This is a genomic window from Desulfobacter curvatus DSM 3379 (genome assembly GCF_000373985.1).
GTDB classification, from domain to species: Bacteria; Desulfobacterota; Desulfobacteria; order Desulfobacterales; family Desulfobacteraceae; genus Desulfobacter; species Desulfobacter curvatus.
The window spans coordinates 77289-96277 of record NZ_KB893101.1 but is presented as its reverse complement, the minus strand read 5'-3'; the positions used below and the strand labels follow the sequence as shown (position 1 = coordinate 96277).

Genomic DNA, 18989 nt, shown 5'->3' with positions numbered 1-18989 from the left:
AGGGGGTAAATTATCGGTGGGATATGTCGAGATTACAGAAAAAAAAGCCTCAAAGCGAAAAACGAAAACGGGTTGCCGAAACTGATAGTGGGTCTGGTGCCGCTGTGAAATCGACTGTTGCGGGTAAGCCGCTGCAATCATCACCTGTTTCTAAATCTGAAAAATCGGTAGCGCAGCCTGGGGTTGGTAATAATTTTTTTACAAGGACAACAGAGTTCTTTCGGGAAGTAAAAGTCGAGTTGAAAAAAGTTGTCTGGCCGACCCGGAAACAAACGACCGGAACTACAGTCGTGGTCATTGTTTTTGTATTCATTGTTGCTGTTTTTCTGGGGATTTTTGATTACAGTCTGTCCAAGCTAGTTCAGGTTGTCCTTACTTGAGGCTAAGGGAAATAAAATGTCTTTAAAATGGTATGTCGTCCACGTTTATTCCGGTCATGAGCAAAAGGTGAAGCTTGCCCTGGAAGAAAAAATCCAGGGATCGAAACATCCGGAAAAATTCGGAGACATTCTGATTCCGTCCGAAAATGTTGTTGAGCTGGTGGATGGGAAAAAAAGGCAGTCTTCTCGAAAGTTTTATCCTGGATACATTCTTGTGCGCATGCATTTGGATAATGAGACGTGGCATATTGTAAGTTCCACTGCTAAGGTTACCGGTTTTCTTGGTGGGAAAAATAAACCTGCTCCCATAACCGACAGGGAAGCCCAAAGCATTATTGAAAAGATGGAGCAGGGTAAGGAGAAGCCCCAGCCCAAATATTATTTTGAACCGGGCGATGATGTGCGGGTCGTTGATGGGCCTTTTTCCAATTTCAACGGAACCATTGAAGAGGTGTCTCCAGATAAGGAAAAGGTGAAAGTGCTGGTCAGCATTTTCGGGCGAGCTACTCCAGTCGAATTGAATTTTATACAGGTAACCAAGATTTAGTCGGGTTGTAAATAAAGAGTTTCAGGAGTAATAAAATGGCAAAAAAAGTAATGACACAAATTAAGCTTCAAGTTGAAGCCGGTAAGGCAAATCCGTCCCCACCCATTGGTCCGGCTCTGGGGCAACACGGTGTCAACATCATGGACTTCTGTAAAGCGTTTAACGCTAAAACAGCTAATGATGCAGGGCAGATTATTCCAGTTGTTATCACTGTGTATCAGGATAGGTCTTTCAGTTTCATAACCAAGACCCCGCCTGCTTCAAGACTGCTTTTGGCTGCCGCCAAGCTTTCTAAGGGGTCTGGAGAACCGAATCGTGATAAGGTCGGCAAGGTGACAAGAGATCAGGTCGTTGCGATCGCAGAAACCAAAAAACCGGATTTGAACGCCTCGGATATTGATGCTGCCGTGAGAATTATTGAAGGCACAGCCAGAAGTATGGGAATAGAAGTCGTTTAACTTTCAAGTATAAGAGTGATTAAAATGCCTAAGCGGAGTAAAAAACATAACGAAGCACTGAGCAAAGTGGACAGAATGGTTCAGTATGGACCCAAAGATGCCCTGGAAATTGCTGTATCTTCCAGTTATGCAAAATTTGACGAAACGGTTGATGTCGCCGTAAGGCTGGGGGTAGACCCGCGGCATGCAGACCAGATGGTTCGTGGAACCGTTGTTCTGCCCAATGGACTGGGTAAAGAAGTGAAAGTCCTGGTATTTGCCAAAGGGGAAAAAGAACAAGAAGCCCTTGATGCAGGTGCAGACTTCATTGCCACAGACGAGATCGTTGAAAAAATCAAAGACGGTTGGTTCGGTTTTGATAAAGCGATTGCTACGCCGGATATGATGGGTACGGTCGGTAAGCTTGGACGCGTTCTTGGCCCCAGAGGGCTTATGCCCAATGCAAAAACCGGTACCGTAACCTTCGAACTTGCTAAAGCCATCAACGAAGTAAAAGCTGGTAAAATCGACTTTAGGGTTGAAAAAGCCGGTATTGTTCATGTTCCTGTTGGTAAAATATCCTTTGGCGCTGAAAAATTGTTGGAAAATATAACTGTCTTTCTCGATAAAATTGTTTCTCTCAAACCTGCAGCGAGCAAAGGAACCTATCTGAAATCCATCAGCGTATCCTCAACGATGGGGCCTGGTATTAAAGTGGACCCTTTGTTGATCAAATAAGAAATAATGAGCGTGTTTCGTTATAATTAAACGAAACACGTTTTAAACCTGTCCTAGACAGTAGGTGCATAGTATATGCATAATCGGATTTGCCGGCCTGCCGAGACAGAAAATGAATTTTGTTTTGGTTTCGTTGGCACCTTCGACACTAATTTATTTATGGAAGGAGGTGTAAAAAAATGCTGAATATTTCCCAGAAAAAAGAACTGGTAGAAAAACTTGCAAAGGATCTCGGCGATGCAGAGATTTCTTTTCTGGTTGACTACAAGGGACTGACTGTGTCCCAGGTGACTGAACTTCGTGCAAAACTACGGGAAGCTGGCGCTCAAATGGCAGTCGTAAAAAATACCTTGATGAGATTGGCCGCTAAAGGAACCGGCTCGGAGGTATTGATTGATCTTTTTAAAGGACCGAATGCGATTATCCTTTCCAAGGATGATCCTGTGGCACCTGCCAAGGTCTTATCAGAATTTCTGAAAACCAATGAGAAAATGCAGCTCAAGGGAGCGTCCCTTGACGGAAAATTTTTAAGCGAAGAAGATGTCAAGCAGCTTGCCAAGATGCCATCTAAAGAAGAGTTGTTGGCTAAGCTGGTATGTACACTTAATGCCGTTCCCACGAATCTTGTCAACGTGCTGGCCGGTGTTCCAAGATCTTTTCTCAATGTGCTTAATGCTGTTAAAGATCAAAAAGACGCAGCGTAACTTAAAATAAACCAAAACTTTAAATTTATAAGTACGATTCAGGTATTCGTATTTCAGGAGATTAAAATGGCTGATATTACAAAAGATGATGTAATTGAATTTATTTCAAATATGAGTGTTCTGGAGCTTTCCGAACTGATTAAGGAACTTGAAGACAAATTTGGTGTATCCGCAGCTGCACCTGTTGCCTTTGCTGCAGGCGCCATGCCTGCAGGTGGTGATGCCGGGGGTGCTGCAGCAGAAGAAAAGACAGAATTTGACGTTATCCTTGAAGCTGCCGGTGACAAGAAAATTAATGTAATCAAGGAAGTTCGTGCGATCACCGGTCTTGGGCTGAAAGAAGCCAAGGCACTTGTTGAAGAAGCTCCCAAAGCTGTAAAAGAAGGTATTGCCAAAGACGAGGCAGACAAAATCAAAGAACAGCTCGAGGGTGCCGGTGCTCAGGTGTCTGTAAAGTAGTTTAGCATAGCTGATAAGCACAAGTAGTTTGTGCATAAACTATACGCGGGGGCAAGGCCAGTGGGTCGTGTCTCCGCTTTTACAGTTGGAAAAACTCACATCGGGAGATATCATGGCCGGAAGTCTTTTGACGAACAAGCGTGTTAGAAAAGAGTTTGGCGGTAAACGTAAAATAATAGACATCCCGGATCTCATCGGGATGCAAAGAGAATCCTTTGAAGGTTTTCTTCAAAGGGATGTTTCACCCCAGGATAGAGAAGAAAAGGGGTTGCATTCGGTTTTTAAATCCGTATTTCCCATCAAGGATTTTACCGATACGTCTTCCCTTGAATATGTTTCTTATTCCTTTGGGGAGACCAAGCACTCTATGCAGGAGTGTATCAGTCGCGGGATGACCTATGACATCCCGGTCAATATCAGGGTTCGGCTTGTCGTCTATGACCATGACAAAGATACCGGTGTGTCAACTATCCGTGATATAAAAGAACAGGAAATCTATTTTGGTACCATTCCTTTGATGACACCAAGGGGAACCTTTATCATCAACGGTACTGAACGTGCAGTTGTCTCCCAGCTTCACCGGTCGTCAGGTGTATTCTTTGATCATGACAAAGGAAAAAATTATTCTTCGGGTAAGATTATCTATAATGCCCGGATCATTCCGGTGCGTGGTTCCTGGATTGATATGGAAATTGACGCCAAGGATATTGTCTATATCCGTATTGACCGCCGACGTAAATTTCCTGTTTCCATTCTTTTTAAAGCATTTGGTTACACCGGGGAGGATATTCTTGATTTTTTTTACACCAAAGAAAAAATTGTACGTAAAAACGGTTCTTATTTCAGAGAATTCATTCCTGAAAATTTGGTCCGCCAACGGGCTGGTTATGATATAAAATCTCCTGAAACCGGCGATGTCGTGGTCAAGGCCGGGCGGATTTTTACCAAACGCGCCTTAAAACAACTTGCCGATGAAAAGTTAGACTTTATCCCCATTTCTGAAGATGAACTCATTGGTAAAGCGTTTGCTGGCAATTTTTTTCTGGCAAGCGATGATCCGGCTCCTTTGTTTAAAGCCGGAGATGCCATTGCAGAGGATACGTTTGAATTGCTTGAGGAAAAGGATATTGATACCTTTGAAATTCTTTATGTAGATCCCCGCAGTTCAGATTGCATGCGTAAGACCCTGATTTCAGACAAGATTGAAACCAAGGAAGAAGCCTTAATGGATATTTATCGCAGGCTTCGCCCCGGCAATCCCGCCACCATTGAGGTGGCCCAGGATTTTATTGACCATCTGTTTTTTCGCCAGGCATATTACGACTTGTCCAAGGTGGGCCGTCTTAAAATGAACCATCGCCTTGGGGTAAATACTAAAATTGATGTGAAAACCCTGAGAAAAGAGGATGTTCTGCTTACCGCAGCCACCTTGATTGAACTCAAAGACACCCAGGGTCAGGTGGACGATATCGACCACCTGGGAAACCGGCGGGTCAGAGCGGTGGGGGAACTGTTGGAAAACCACTACCGCATCGGTCTTGTCCGCATGGAGCGGGCGATCAAGGAAAAGATGAGCATGCAGGAAGTGGATGCCATGATGCCCCACGATCTTATCAATCCCAAGCCCGTGTCTGCGGTTGTACGTGAATTTTTCGGTACGTCACAGTTGTCCCAGTTCATGGACCAGACCAATCCTTTATCGGAAACCACCCATAAGCGGCGTCTTTCTGCTTTGGGACCTGGCGGGTTGACCCGGGAGCGTGCAGGTTTTGAAGTGCGTGACGTTCATCCCTCTCATTATGGCCGTATCTGCCCTATTGAGACCCCTGAAGGGCCTAACATCGGTTTGATTGTTTCTCTATGCACCTATGCACGGGTAAATGATTTTGGGTTTATTGAAACCCCCTTCAGAATAGTAAACGAAGGAAATGCCAGCAAAACAATTCAGCATTTAAGTGCATTTGAAGAAAAGGAACACCCCATTGCCCAGGCCAATGCCGTTCTAGATGCTGACGGAAATTTTGTCAATTCTACCGTATCTGCACGGGTTGCAGGGGAATTTGAGATGGTGGCCCCTGAAGAAATAAAGTTTATGGACGTGTCGCCAAATCAGTTGGTATCCGTATCCGCATCACTGATCCCTTTTCTCGAAAACGATGACGCCAACAGGGCACTCATGGGCTCCAACATGCAGCGCCAGGCCGTGCCGTTGATTCGCAGTGAGGCGCCTTTGGTGGGTACTGGGATGGAAGCCGTTGTCGCTAGGGATTCCGGGGTTACCATTGTTGCTGAGTGCGACGGGGTTGTGGTTGATGTGGATTCAAAACGTATTGTTGTCAAAAATGACGACAGTGATGATCCAAAGTTTAATAAGGCCGTATCCATTTATAATTGTACTAAGTTTGTCCGATCCAACCAGAATACCTGCTTTAACCATAGACCCATTATGAAAAAAGGCGAGCGGGTTAAAAAAGGGCAGGTCATTGCGGATGGTCCGTCCACGGAACTGGGGGAACTTGCCCTTGGTAAAAACGTGACTGTAGCCTTCATGCCTTGGGATGGGTACAACTATGAGGATTCCATACTGGTCTCCGAGCGCCTGGTTAAGGATGGAGTGTATACCTCTGTTCATGTTGAGGAGTTTGAGGTCCTGGCCAGGGACACCAAGCTTGGAAAGGAAGAGATCACCAGGGACATTCCCAATGTGGGTGAAGATGCCTTGAAGAATCTGGATGACAGCGGCATTATCCGGCTGGGTGCTGAGGTCAAACCCGGTGATATTCTGGTGGGTAAAATTACACCTAAGGGCGAAACCCAGCTCTCTCCTGAAGAAAAGCTGCTGCGTGCCATCTTCGGTGAAAAAGCCGGTGATGTCAAAGATACGTCTCTTTGTGTGCCTCCGGGTGTTCATGGGAAGGTGATTGACGCTAAGGTCTTTTCACGTCGCGGTCTGCCTAAGGATGATAGAACAAGGCAGATCGAAGATGAAGAGATTGAGCGTTTTGAAAAAGACCGTGATGATGAGATAAAAATTATTTCCGATGTCGGCAGGGAAAAAGTTGAATCCGTACTTGACGGCCACGCACTGTTCAATGATCTGGAACGGAACGGAAAGGTTCTGGTCAAGGCCGGAACCAAAGTGGTTCCCGGTATTTTTGAAAAAATACCGGTGTCCGTACTGGTAAATGTTACAGTTGAGGATGCCGTATTGACCGAAAAGGTTCAGGTTATCCTTGAACAGGCCCAGGGGCAGATAAAAAAGGCCCGGGAGCATTTCAACCGCCAGGTCTCCAGGTTTGAAAAGGGGGATGACCTTCCTCCGGGGGTTCTCAAGCTTATTAAAATTTCTGTTGCTATGTTGCGGGTGCTTTCCGTGGGCGATAAAATGGCTGGCCGCCATGGGAACAAGGGTGTTGTTTCAAGGATTCTTCGGGTTGAGGATCTGCCTTATTTTGCAGACGGTCGGCCTGTTGACATGGTGCTTAACCCCTTGGGTGTACCTTCACGTATGAATGTTGGGCAGATTCTTGAAATTCATTTAGGCCGGGCTGCCTATGCCCTGGGCCAGCAGATTGAAGATATGCTTGAGGAAAAACGGCTGGGCGAACTTCGGGACAAGGCCAAACAGATATTCTCCTTGACCCGTAAACAAAAGGAAGGGCTGGTGGACGATGCCATTGTCCGGGACATTGATGCCATGGATGATGAGCAATTCATGGAGTTCGTCTCCCTTTACAAAAACGGGGTGCATACCGCAACACCGGTATTTGACGGTGCTACAGAGGAAGAGATCAAGGAATTGATCAGCATGTCCGGAAGTGACCCCTCGGGCCAGTCCATCCTCTATGACGGGCGTACCGGCAGGCCCTTTGATAAACCGGTTACTGTGGGCACCATGTATATGCTTAAGCTTCACCATCTGGTGGATGACAAGTTGCATGCGCGGTCCATCGGGCCGTACTCCCTTGTTACCCAGCAGCCCCTTGGCGGTAAGGCCCAGTTCGGCGGTCAGCGTCTTGGGGAGATGGAGGTCTGGGCCATGGAGGCCTACGGTGCTGCCCATGCACTACAGGAATTTCTTACGGTGAAATCCGATGACATGACCGGCCGGACCCGTATGTATGAAAAAATTGTTAAAGGCCAGAATGTCCTGGAACCTGGAATGCCTGAATCTTTCAGGGTTCTGATAAAAGAGCTCAATGCTCTGGGGCTGGATATGAATCTTATAGAAGGCAGCAAATAAGGAGAAGACATTGGACAATATATATGATTTCTTCGCAAAACCCAAGGATCCCCAAAGTTACCAGGGCGTTCAGATCAGCCTTGCATCATCGGACCAGATTCGGGAATGGTCCTACGGTGAAATAAAAAAACCCGAGACCATTAACTATAGAACCTTTAAGCCCGAACGTGACGGACTTTTCTGTGCCAAGGTATTTGGACCGACCAAAGATTACGAGTGTAATTGCGGTAAATATAAACGCATGAAGCACCGCGGGGTGGTTTGTGAAAAATGCGGGGTTGAGGTTATTCAGTCCAAAGTCAGACGCGAGCGTATGGCGCATATTGAACTTGCTGCCCCTGTCTCCCACATCTGGTTTTTGAAAAGCCTGCCTTCCAAGATCGGTAATGTCCTGGATATGACGTTGAAGAATCTGGAAAAGGTTCTTTACTTTGACTCATATATTGTTATCGACCCTAAAGACACGGGGTTGAAAAAAATGCAGTTGCTCTCCGATGACCAGTATTACGAGGCCATAGAGACATTCGGTGAGGAAGGCTTTGTCGCAGGACTCGGTGCAGAGGCCATTTTAACCCTGCTCAATGAGATTGATCTTCAAGCAGTTCATGATGAGCTTACCGAAGAGATCGGCCTGACCAAATCCATGGCCAAGCAACAGAAAATGTCCAAGCGCATGAAGGTCATTGACGCCTTTTTGACCTCGGGTATAGAGCCTTCTCGGATGATCTTGACGGCCTGCCCCATTTTGCCTCCGGATCTGCGTCCCCTTGTTCCCCTTGAAGGCGGCCGGTTTGCGACCTCGGATCTCAATGATCTGTATCGCAGGGTGCTTAACCGCAATAACCGTCTTAAACGCTTGGTTGATCTCAATGCACCTGATATTATTGTCCGAAACGAGAAGCGGATGCTTCAGGAAGCTGTGGATGTGCTTTTTGACAATGGTCGCCATGGCCGGGTGGTCACAGGTACCAACAAACGTCCGTTGAAATCCTTGTCTGATACGCTTAAAGGCAAACAAGGTCGTTTCCGCCAAAACCTTTTAGGTAAACGTGTGGATTATTCCGGCCGTACCGTTATTACCGTGGGGTCTGAGCTTCGGCTGCACCAGTGCGGCATTCCCAAGAAAATGGCTCTGGAGCTGTTCAAACCGTTTATTTACAATTACCTTGAGCAAAAAAGCCTGGTCTCTACGGTTAAAAGTGCGAAGAAAATGGTTGAGCGTGAGGAGACCGAAGTTTGGGATGCCCTTGAAGCCGTGGTCAAGGAATATCCCGTTATGCTGAACCGTGCGCCCACCTTGCATCGTCTCGGATTTCAGGCATTTGAGCCGGTATTGATTGAAGGCAAGGCCATTCAACTTCATCCCTTGGTGTGCCCGGCGTTTAACGCGGATTTTGATGGTGACCAGATGGCAGTTCATGTACCGCTGTCCCTGGAATCCCAGCTCGAAGCCAGGGTTATGATGCTGTCCACCAATAATATTTTGTCCCCGGCAAACGGCCAACCCATTATTGTTCCCACCCAGGATATTGTATTGGGTATCTATTATATGACCCGTGCAATGTCTGGTCAGCAGGGAGAGGGTGCCACCTTTTCGAGTATAGATGAGGTTCGCTTCGCCTTTGATGCCGGGGAGTTGGATATTCACGCCAAAATCAAGGTCCGCATTGACGATGTGATTTATGAAACCACGACCGGCCGGATTCTCCTGTGGGAAACCATTCCCGGCGATGTGCTGCTAAACATGAGCCGTATTCGGACCGAAAGTCTGGAGGATGCCGAAGCTGCACTTGATGAACTAAAGGCCGGTGAGGATTTTGATGTTGTCCTTGATAAATACGCAGATGAGGAAATTAAAAAGACCCGGGGCACAACTGGGGTTTTAACCCGTAAGGAATTTAAAAATATTTTTCAGGTCTCCGACGTGGTGGTGGAGCAGCTTTATGGACTGAAACAAGGTCAGTTCACAGATGTCCGGATGGTGGGCGATAAGTATACCATTTTCAAAGTGGATGAAAGAACCTCTACGCTGCCGTTTAGTCTGGTGAATAAGCTGATGGATAAAAAATCCATTGTAAAGCTCATTGACTATGCCTACAGAAATATCGGTTTAAAGGAAACCGTTATTCTTTCCGATCGCCTTAAGGACATCGGATATAAGAACTCAACACTTGGCGGCCTATCCATCTGCATTGATGACATGATTATTCCGGCAAATAAATGGGATCTCATCGGTAAGGCAGAAAAAAATATCGAAGATATCAAAAACCAGTATTCCGAAGGCCTGATTACCCAGGGTGAGAAATACAATAAGGTGGTTGATATCTGGGCCCAGGCCACAGATGATATTGCCAACGCCATGATGGAGGTTATGAAGAATCCGCCCCAAAAAGAGGGCGCAGATAATTCAGAGGAACTTAATGCCGTTTATGTTATGGCGGATTCCGGTGCCCGTGGTTCCAAGGATCAGATGCGCCAGTTGGCTGGCATGCGTGGTTTGATGGCTAAACCTTCCGGTGAGATTATTGAAAATCCCATCACTGCATGTTTCCGTGAGGGGCTGTCAGTACTTCAGTACTTTATCTCCACCCATGGTGCCCGTAAGGGGCTGGCCGATACTGCGCTGAAAACAGCCAATTCCGGATACCTTACCCGTCGTCTGGCTGATGTCGGTCAGGACTGTACCATCGTGGAGCCTGATTGTGGTACGATCAACGGCATTGAGGTTGAGGCATTGTATGAGGGCGGTGAAATTATTCAGACCCTTGGGGAGAGAATTCTTGGGCGTGTTACCCAGGAAGATATCCGTGATCCCTATTCCGATGAATTCATTGTGGCATCTGATACCGAACTTAATGAAGCACATGTGGCTAAAATCGAAGCTGCGGGCGTTCAACGGGTAAAAATCAGATCCGTATTGACATGCAACTCAAAACACGGTGTCTGCTCAAGGTGCTACGGCCGAGACCTAGCCCATGGTGTTACCGTAGAAATCGGCCAGGCCATTGGTATTGTGGCGGCCCAGTCCATTGGTGAGCCGGGTACCCAGTTAACAATGCGTACTTTTCACATTGGAGGCACAGCATCCAGAAAGGTAGAGGTCGCAGAAGTCAAAGCCCGTGTCGGTGGGATTTTAAAGTTTAACGACGATATTCAGACCGTAACTTCAGCCCAGGGTGACGTCATTGTCATGAACCGTAAAGGTGGCGGTGTGACCATTGTCGGGGAGGAGGGGCGTGAGCGTGCCAAGGATAGCGTCATTTATGGTGCTACCCTCCATGCCAAGAATGGTCAGCAGATCGAGCCGGGTGATATTATAGCCTCCTGGGACCCCTTTACCACACCGATCATCACCGAAGTATCCGGTCGGATAAGATTTGCCGATATTATTGTGGGTAATACGGTTCAAGAACAGATTGACCCGGTTACCGGCAAGGTATCAAGGACGATAATTGAAAGCAAGGATGTTGAGGTTCGGCCCAGGATTACGGTTAAGGATAAAGAAGGTAAGGCTGTTAAGCTGCCCAACTCTAAAACCCCTGCCAGATATTACCTGCCGGTAAATGCAATTCTCACTGTTGAAGAGGATGACAACATCATGGCAGGTGATGTTATTGCCAAGTTGCCGCGTGCCACTACAAAGACCAAAGATATTACAGGTGGTTTGCCTAGGGTTGCTGAGCTTTTTGAGGTCAGGAAACCGAAGGATCCGGCTGTGCTGACTGAAATTGACGGCTATGTCACAGTGTCAAAGGGGACTAAAGGCCGCCAGAAAGTCACGATTAAGCCGGGCGATGTCGGAGAGGCAAAAGAGTACGCCATTCCCAAGGGTCAACATGTGTCCGTATATGACGGTGACTATGTAAAATCGGGTGATCCGCTGATCGCAGGTTCTGCCAATCCTCAGGATATAATGAATATCAAGGGTGAAGTCGCACTGGCCAAATACCTGGTTGACGAGGTGCAGGAAGTATACAGGCTTCAGGGTGTACGAATCAATGACAAGCATATTGAAGTTGTTATCCGTCAGATGATGCGCCGGGTTAAAGTGATTTCTACCGGAGATACCAATTTTATCCCCGATGAACAGGTTGATCGTATCCTTTTTGAAGAAACCAACCGCAAGGTTGCCATGGAGGGCGGTGAACCGGCCAAGGGCGAGCCCCTTATTCTTGGTATTACCAAGGCCTCTTTGTCCACAGACAGCTTTTTGTCTGCGGCGTCATTTCAGGAGACCACCAAGGTGCTGACCCTTGCAGCCATTGAGGGTAAATATGATAGCCTTAAGGGATTGAAAGAGAACGTCGTCATGGGCAGACTTATCCCTGCAGGCACAGGTTTCCCGGGATATCGTAATATAGAAGTCGGGTACGGTGAATTCGCTGAGGTATAGAAAAAATAAAATATTGTTGACATTTTGGAAAAGTATAAGTAGAATTAAATATTTTGTCGTGTATGGCGACTTATTAAGTTTGATGAAGGAGCGTGTGGAGTTATGCCGACCATAAATCAATTGGTACGAAAAGGTAGGAAGAGAGCTGAAAAAAAGGTTAGTACGCCGGCATTGAAAGGCGGGCCTCAGAAACGCGGGGTTTGCACCAGGGTGTATACTTCTACTCCTAAAAAACCGAACTCGGCCTTAAGGAAGGTTGCAAGGGTTCGTTTGACAACCGGTATGGAGGTTGCGGCTTATATCCCGGGCATGGGGCATAATCTCCAGGAGCACTCTGTCGTCCTGGTCAGGGGCGGAAGGGTAAAAGACCTTCCTGGTGTGCGCTATCATATTGTCAGGGGTGCCCTTGATACACTCGGTGTGGACGATCGACGCCAAGGGCGTTCAAAATATGGTGCCAAACGTCCCAAGTAGTCACAATGGGTTTTTAAGCATTCATATTAATAAAATATAAATTTGGTGGACTTTTTAAGATGGCAGAAAAATTAGTATTTAAAGAAGGCTTCATGCAGGATGCCACGCAAGAGGAGAAGCTTGCAGCCAAGTTTGTCAATTGTGTCATGAAAGACGGCAAAAAGAATGCTGCCCGAAAAGTTGTGGCTAATGCGTTGATGATTGCTGAAGATAAGATTGGCGAACCTGCTCTGGCTGTGTTTAAAAAAGCGATTGATAATATCAGGCCTTCTGTTGAAGTGAAGTCAAGAAGGATCGGCGGGTCTACCTATCAGGTGCCCACTGATATAAAACCCGGTCGCCAGACGGCCCTGGCTTTCAGGTGGCTTATTAATTTCAGCAGAAGCCGTTCTGAAAAAGGCTTTGCGAATAAGCTTGCTGCTGAGTTGATGGACGCTTATAACGAGCGTGGCGGGGCAATTAAGAAAAGAGAAGATACACATAGAATGGCAGAAGCCAACAAGGCATTCGCGCATTTTAGGTGGTAGAGATTTAAAAATATCTTTGTAAACATTCCACAGGAGGAATACAGAAGATGGCTAAGGAGAAATTTGAGCGGAACAAACCGCATGTAAACATCGGGACAATCGGGCATATCGATCACGGGAAAACCACTCTGACTGCGGCGATTACTAAGCTTGCCGGCCTGAAGGGGCATGGAGAATATGTTCCCTTTGATGAAATTGATAAGGCTCCGGAAGAAAGAGAGCGTGGTATTACCATCGCTACCGCCCATGTTGAATACGAGACCGACAAGCGCCATTACGCGCATGTTGATTGCCCGGGCCATGCTGACTATATCAAAAATATGATCACTGGCGCTGCTCAGATGGACGGTGCGATTCTTGTTGTATCTGCCGACGACGGTCCCATGCCCCAGACCCGTGAGCATATTCTGCTTGCGCGTCAGGTTGGTGTGCCTAAGATCGTTGTTTTTCTGAATAAATGTGATATGGTTGATGATGAAGAGTTGATTGAGCTGGTTGAAATGGAGCTCCAGGAGCTTCTTGATACCTACGAATTCCCGGGTGATGAAACCCCGATTATTCGCGGCTCTGCGCTTAAGGCCTTGGAATGTGATGACGTAGACGCAGAAGAAGCTAAACCTATTTTTGAACTTCTTGATACCCTTGACTCCTATGTTCCCGAGCCTGAAAGGGACACTGCTAAGCCATTCCTGATGCCCATTGAAGACGTATTCTCAATTTCCGGTCGTGGTACGGTTGTTACCGGTCGTATCGAGCGTGGTGTGATCAAGACAGGCGAAGAAATTGAAATCGTAGGTATTAGAGATACTGCAAAGACGGTATGTACTGGTGTTGAAATGTTCAGAAAGCTTCTGGACGAAGGTCAGGCCGGTGACAATGTTGGATTGTTGCTGCGCGGCACAAAACGTGATCAGGTTGAGCGTGGTCAGGTAGTTTGTAAGCCTGGCACCATTACCCCGCATACCAAGTTCAAAGCAGAAATGTACGCACTGAGTAAGGAAGAAGGTGGCCGTCATACACCTTTCTTTACCGGCTACAGACCCCAGTTCTTTTTCAGAACTACCGATATCACAGGCGTTCTGACGCTGGACGAAGGCGTTGAGATGATTATGCCTGGTGATAATGCTACCATTAACGTCGAATTGATCAACCCCATCGCCATGGAAAAAGAACTTCGTTTCGCTATTCGTGAGGGCGGCCGTACAGTTGGTGCAGGTGTTGTTGGCGAAATTATAGAATAGTAGATTAAGAAAGAACAAAAACAATGTTGAAGACTAAAATTAGAATTAGGCTCAAAGCTTATGACCATAAGCTGCTTGATCAGTCTTCAGTAGATATTGTTGATACGGCAAGGAAAACCGGTGCCAGGATTGTGGGACCGGTTCCCTTACCCACCCGTATCAACAAGTTTACTGTGTTGCGTTCCCCTCACGTGAATAAAAAGTCCCGTGAGCAGTTTGAAATCAGAACGCATAAAAGAATGATGGATATTTTAGAGCCGACACAGCAGACAGTGGACGCGTTAATGAAGCTTGACCTGTCCCCCGGCGTCGATGTTGAAATTAAATTATAGTGCATTAACAGGAACATATTTGTTATGATGAGTGGATTGTTAGGAAAAAAAATCGGGATGACCAATGTGTTTGCCTCCGATGGACAGCTCGTTCCTGTTACAGTGCTGCAGGTTGGGCCCTGTGTTGTAACCCAGATAAAAACGGAAGAGACTGACGGGTATACAGCTTTGCAGCTCGGGTTTGATGAAAAGTCGGTTGAACGCCTGAACAAACCCATTGCAGGACATTTAAAAAAAGCATCGGATAAAGGCTTTCGCGTTTTAAGAGAATTTAGAGAAAATTCCGTTGAAGAAATTGAACCCGGTGCTACCATCGGCGTTGATATGTTTTCAATTGGTGATAAAGTAACTGTGACCGGCACGTCAAAGGGTCGTGGTTTCCAGGGAACCATCAAACGTCATGGTTTTTCCAGGGGGCCGGAAACCCACGGTAACCGAAACCATCGGAAACCTGGTTCAATCGGTAACTCAGCCTGGCCGGCAAAGGTAATCAAGGGAAAAAGGTTGCCGGGTCATAAAGGTGTAGATAAAGTTACGGTTAAAAATTTAACGATTGTAGATATTAAGCATGAAGACAATCTTATTCTTGTAAAAGGCGCGGTGCCTGGTTGCAAGACTGGCGTTGTCGAAGTGCGCAAAGCTGATGTAAAAAAATAAAACAGTTTTAGATGCCGTGTTTAAAAATAGATTTTAAAAAACGCGGCAAAGCATCAGTCTAAATTAAATAGACGAATAGCGGCTATGGGTATTGCAATTATTTCGCAGTGATGCATAGTCGATCAAAATTGAAGAGGAAGAATAATGGCTGCTGTAGAGGTATTAAACAGTACAGGTGCTAAAGTGTCTGAAGTCGAGCTACCTGACGAAATTTTCAGCATACCGGTTAAAACAAGTGTTCTTCACGAAGTCGTTCGGTCCCAACTCGTATCAAAACGGGTAGGGACTGCTGCGTCTAAGACCCGGGGTATGGTTTCAGGTTCTACGAAGAAATTATTCAGGCAGAAAGGAACCGGTAATGCCCGGGCCGGTAGCATAAAATCCCCTTTGCGTAAAGGTGGTGGCGTGATATTTGGTCCCAGCCCCAGGTCCTATGAGATAAAAGTACCTAAAAAGGTAAGAAAACTTGCCTTGAAAATGGCTTTAAGTGCAAAGGTTTCTGACAGTCAGCTTTTTGTTGTAGACGCTATTGAACTCGAAGAAATTAAAACAAAGGCATTGGTAAATGTCCTTTCAGCACTGAATCTTGATGATCTTCTCATTGTTTCAGATGCCGACGATGCGAAACTCGCTCTGTCTTCTCGAAACATTCCGGATGTTAAGGTAATTAAGACTGAAGGTCTCAATGTTTACGACATTTTAAAGTTTAAAAACCTTCTGCTGGTTAAATCCAGTATCGAGAACATCAAGGGGAGGCTGAGTTAAGATGATTGAATATGACATCCTCCGTGGACCTGTAGTTACCGAAAAATCCACCCTTCAAAGAGAACTGTTCAACCAAGTGACTTTAAAAGTTGCCAAGGATGCCAACAGAGTTGAAATTAAAAACGCTGTTGAAAAAGCATTCAATACCCAGGTCAAACAGGTTCGAACCATACAGGTCAAAGGTAAAATAAAACAGCGTGGCAGAATCATCGGCAAAAAAATGGACTGGAAAAAAGCCGTTGTCACTCTGATGCCCGGACAACGAATTGATTTTTTTGAAGGTGTGTAAAGAGGTATTAATATGTCAACAATAGTTAAGACCAAGCCGACATCTCCGGGAAGACGCGCTCAGGAGTATCTTTCTTTTGAAGAAATTACAAAAGATAGTCCTGAACGCAGGCTGACTAAAAAACTCAATAAACGGTCCGGCCGAAATTCCTACGGAAGAATCACCGCAAAACACAGAGGCGGCGGGGCTAAAAAGAAATATCGTATTATTGATTTTAAACGGGACAAAGACGGAATTCCAGCTAAGGTGTCTGCAATTGAATACGATCCGAATAGATCGGCTCGAATTGCGCTGTTGACCTACGCTGACGGTGAAAAAAGATATATTTTGGCGCCACTGGATATCAAAGTTGGTGATGTACTTGAAACCGGTCCTGATGCCGATATTAAACCCGGTAATTGTTTACCCTTGGAGAATATTCCAACAGGTACCAGAATTCACAACATCGAATTAAAACAAAACAAGGGCGGCCAGATTGTCAGAAGTGCCGGCGGATACGCACGGTTAATGGCTAAAGAAGGTTCTTATGCCCAGATTCTGCTACCTTCCGGTGAAGTTCGTATGATTCATGTTAAATGCAAAGCCACTGTAGGTCGTGTTGGAAATGAAAAACATAGTGACGTCAGCATCGGTAAAGCCGGGCGTACCCGTTGGATGGGGAAACGGCCTTCTGTGCGTGGTGTTGCAATGAACCCTGTGGATCATCCCATGGGTGGTGGCGAAGGCCGTTCTTCCGGTGGTCGTCAGCCATGTTCTCCTTGGGGCCTTCCTGCTAAAGGTAAAAGAACCCGTAAGAATGCCAGAACGGATCAGTATATTGTTAAAAGAAGGGCTAAAAGGAAATAGGTGATAAATTATGCCAAGATCATTAAAAAAAGGACCCTATATCGCGTCTGAGCTTCTCAAAAAAGTTCTTGAAGCCCAGAAGTCCAGCAGCAATAAAGTAATTAAAACCTGGTCGCGTCGTTCTACTATTTTACCTGAAATGGTCGGCAATACCTTTGCTGTCCATAACGGAAAAAAATTTATTCCTGTGTTTGTCACGGAGAATATGGTGGGGCATAAACTTGGTGAATTTTCACCCACAAGAACTTATTGGGGTCATGCCGCAGATAAAAAATCCAAACGGTAATCTGCTATGATTTAGAGGAAATTTAAGATATGGAAGTTAAAGCGACTACAAGATATGCAAGAATCTCACCGTTTAAGCTTCGGCTGCCCATCAGCGAGATCAAAGGCAAAAATGCCGAACAGGCGCTGACCTTATTAAAGTTCATGCCTTTAAAGGCAGCAGGGATTATGTATAAAACCCTGCAGGCTGCCATCGCCAATGCCGAGCATAACAATGAGATGGATGTTGACAAGCTGGTAGTGAAAAATGTGATTGTTGATCATGGACCATCCATGAAGCGGTTCAGGCCGCGGGCAAGGGGAAGAGCTGCCCGTATTCTAAAAAGAACCAGTCATTTAACAGTGGTTGTAGAAGAAACCGTCTAAACAAGGAGGGAAAGGCTTGGGCCAGAAAGTAAATCCTACCGGATTAAGATTAGGCATCATCAGGACTTGGGATTCCCGGTGGTACGCTGACAAAGAGTATGCAAGCTTTGTCGAAGAAGATTTCAAAGTAAGAAAATATTTGAAAAAGAAACTATACCACGCCGGTATTTCCAAAATTGAGATTGAGCGGTTTTCAAAACAGATTCGGCTCAGAGTTTTTGCGGCCAGACCCGGCATCATTATCGGCAAGAAAGGTGCGGAGATCGCATTGCTGAAAAATGAGCTTGAAAAAATGCTTAATCCCGAAGTGTTGATTGACATCAAAGAGGTCAGAAGACCTGAAACCGATGCGCAGTTGGTGGCGGAAAATATTGCAAGCCAACTTGAAAAACGCATCGCTTTCAGAAGGGCAATGAAAAGAAGCGTTTCCTCTGCCATGAGATTCGGGGCAAAAGGTATTAAAATTATTTGCTCTGGTCGTTTGGGTGGTGCTGAAATGGCCAGAACCGAATGGTATAAGGAAGGCCGAATCCCTTTGCATACGCTTAGAGCGGATGTTGATTACGGATTCATCGAAGCCAACACCACCTATGGTACCATTGGCATTAAGGTGTTCATATTCAAAGGGGAAGTTATAAACCCCGGTGAACAGACTCTGGCAACTAATTAAAGGCAATAAGGAGAAATTAGCATATGCTGAGTCCCAGAAATATCAAATATCGCAAACAATTCCGCGGTAGAACCAAAGGAACGCCTACTCGGGGTAATACACTGAGTTTTGGAGACTTTGGACTCCAGGCTGTTGAATGCGGCTATATAAATGCAAGACAGATTGAGGCCGCCAGGGTCGCGATGACCAGAAAGGCAAAACGGCAGGGCAAAAGCTGGATTCGTTTTTTTCCTGATCACCCGATTACCAAAAAACCTGCTGAAGTCAGGATGGGTAAAGGTAAAGGTGCAACGGATGCTTGGGTGGCACGGGTGAAACCGGGTAAAATTCTCTATGAAATGGAAGGCGTTGACAGAGAATTGGCCAAAGAGGCTCTAAAGCTGGCCGCCAGAAAACTTTCCGTAAAAACCCGTTTTGTGGAAAGGAGTAAGTAATGTTAAAGGCCAGTGAAATCAGGGACATGGATGCAGGTCAGATTAAAGATAAAATCGTTGAGCTTAAAAAAGAATTATTTAACCTTCGTTTCCAGAATAATGTTGGTCAGCTCGCGAATACAGCCAATCTGTCCAGTGTAAGAAAAGACATCGCCAGGCTTTACACGATTTCCAAAGAAATGAATGTCAAAATTAGCTAACT

Annotated in this window: 21 protein-coding genes; all 21 read left to right on the top strand. The window is 46.0% G+C overall.

The genetic code is table 11. From position 1 onward, the window contains the following. Positions 1-23: 23 nt before the first annotated feature. Positions 24-380: a preprotein translocase subunit SecE gene (gene secE, locus B147_RS0122775; protein ID WP_020589520.1), complete on the top strand. Its 357-nt coding sequence runs from the start codon at positions 24-26 to the stop codon at positions 378-380. A gap of 16 nt (positions 381-396) precedes the next feature. Next, positions 397-927, top strand: a complete 531-nt coding sequence (gene nusG / locus B147_RS0122770) for a transcription termination/antitermination protein NusG (protein ID WP_020589519.1) — start codon at positions 397-399, stop codon at positions 925-927. Between the two features lie 35 nt (positions 928-962). Continuing rightward, positions 963-1385: a 50S ribosomal protein L11 gene (gene rplK / locus B147_RS0122765; RefSeq protein ID WP_020589518.1), complete on the top strand. Its 423-nt coding sequence runs from the start codon at positions 963-965 to the stop codon at positions 1383-1385. Positions 1386-1409: 24 nt separating this feature from the next. Then, positions 1410-2102 carry a 50S ribosomal protein L1 gene (rplA, locus tag B147_RS0122760; protein WP_020589517.1) on the top strand — a complete coding sequence of 231 codons (693 nt, stop codon included), beginning with the start codon at positions 1410-1412 and terminating at the stop codon, positions 2100-2102. A gap of 179 nt (positions 2103-2281) precedes the next feature. Next, on the top strand, positions 2282-2806 hold the full coding sequence (gene rplJ / locus B147_RS0122755) for a 50S ribosomal protein L10 (protein WP_020589516.1): 525 nt from the start codon (positions 2282-2284) through the stop codon (positions 2804-2806). Between the two features lie 66 nt (positions 2807-2872). Next, entirely contained in the window at positions 2873-3265 is a 393-nt protein-coding gene (gene rplL / locus B147_RS0122750) for a 50S ribosomal protein L7/L12 (RefSeq protein ID WP_020589515.1), read from the top strand. A 112-nt stretch (positions 3266-3377) separates the two neighbouring features. Next, a complete protein-coding gene (rpoB, locus tag B147_RS0122745) occupies positions 3378-7508 on the top strand; it encodes a DNA-directed RNA polymerase subunit beta (RefSeq protein WP_020589514.1) in 4131 nt (1376 codons plus the stop codon). Between the two features lie 10 nt (positions 7509-7518). Next, on the top strand, positions 7519-11901 hold the full coding sequence (gene rpoC, locus B147_RS0122740; protein WP_020589513.1) for a DNA-directed RNA polymerase subunit beta': 4383 nt from the start codon (positions 7519-7521) through the stop codon (positions 11899-11901). 102 nt (positions 11902-12003) lie between these two features. Next, positions 12004-12375: a 30S ribosomal protein S12 gene (gene rpsL, locus B147_RS0122735; RefSeq protein WP_020589512.1), complete on the top strand. Its 372-nt coding sequence runs from the start codon at positions 12004-12006 to the stop codon at positions 12373-12375. 59 nt (positions 12376-12434) lie between these two features. Beyond that, the gene (rpsG, locus tag B147_RS0122730) at positions 12435-12902 is read left to right on the top strand and encodes a 30S ribosomal protein S7 (protein ID WP_020589511.1); all 468 of its coding nucleotides are present in this window, start codon (positions 12435-12437) and stop codon (positions 12900-12902) included. Between the two features lie 47 nt (positions 12903-12949). Continuing rightward, the gene (tuf, locus tag B147_RS0122725) at positions 12950-14143 is read left to right on the top strand and encodes an elongation factor Tu (protein WP_020589510.1); all 1194 of its coding nucleotides are present in this window, start codon (positions 12950-12952) and stop codon (positions 14141-14143) included. Positions 14144-14166: 23 nt separating this feature from the next. Beyond that, positions 14167-14475: a 30S ribosomal protein S10 gene (gene rpsJ / locus B147_RS0122720; RefSeq protein WP_004073804.1), complete on the top strand. Its 309-nt coding sequence runs from the start codon at positions 14167-14169 to the stop codon at positions 14473-14475. A 24-nt stretch (positions 14476-14499) separates the two neighbouring features. Continuing rightward, entirely contained in the window at positions 14500-15132 is a 633-nt protein-coding gene (rplC, locus tag B147_RS0122715; protein WP_020589509.1) for a 50S ribosomal protein L3, read from the top strand. Positions 15133-15276: 144 nt separating this feature from the next. Then, complete coding sequence (gene rplD, locus B147_RS0122710) at positions 15277-15897, top strand: 50S ribosomal protein L4 (RefSeq protein ID WP_020589508.1); 621 nt, start codon at positions 15277-15279, stop codon at positions 15895-15897. Between the two features lies 1 nt (position 15898). Continuing rightward, positions 15899-16186 (top strand): 50S ribosomal protein L23, encoded by a 288-nt coding sequence (gene rplW, locus B147_RS0122705; protein ID WP_020589507.1) that lies wholly within the window; start codon positions 15899-15901, stop codon positions 16184-16186. Positions 16187-16198: 12 nt separating this feature from the next. Continuing rightward, positions 16199-17032 carry a 50S ribosomal protein L2 gene (gene rplB, locus B147_RS0122700; protein WP_020589506.1) on the top strand — a complete coding sequence of 278 codons (834 nt, stop codon included), beginning with the start codon at positions 16199-16201 and terminating at the stop codon, positions 17030-17032. Between the two features lie 10 nt (positions 17033-17042). After that, the gene (gene rpsS / locus B147_RS0122695; protein ID WP_020589505.1) at positions 17043-17318 is read left to right on the top strand and encodes a 30S ribosomal protein S19; all 276 of its coding nucleotides are present in this window, start codon (positions 17043-17045) and stop codon (positions 17316-17318) included. Between the two features lie 29 nt (positions 17319-17347). Then, positions 17348-17683, top strand: a complete 336-nt coding sequence (rplV, locus tag B147_RS0122690; protein WP_020589504.1) for a 50S ribosomal protein L22 — start codon at positions 17348-17350, stop codon at positions 17681-17683. Positions 17684-17699: 16 nt separating this feature from the next. After that, positions 17700-18353: a 30S ribosomal protein S3 gene (gene rpsC, locus B147_RS0122685; protein ID WP_020589503.1), complete on the top strand. Its 654-nt coding sequence runs from the start codon at positions 17700-17702 to the stop codon at positions 18351-18353. Positions 18354-18376: 23 nt separating this feature from the next. Then, a complete protein-coding gene (rplP, locus tag B147_RS0122680; protein ID WP_020589502.1) occupies positions 18377-18787 on the top strand; it encodes a 50S ribosomal protein L16 in 411 nt (136 codons plus the stop codon). Continuing rightward, positions 18787-18987, top strand: coding sequence for a 50S ribosomal protein L29 (rpmC, locus tag B147_RS0122675; RefSeq protein ID WP_020589501.1), 201 nt, complete (start codon positions 18787-18789; stop codon positions 18985-18987). The genes rplP and rpmC overlap by 1 nt, the downstream gene beginning before the upstream one ends. Positions 18988-18989 lie beyond the last annotated feature (2 nt).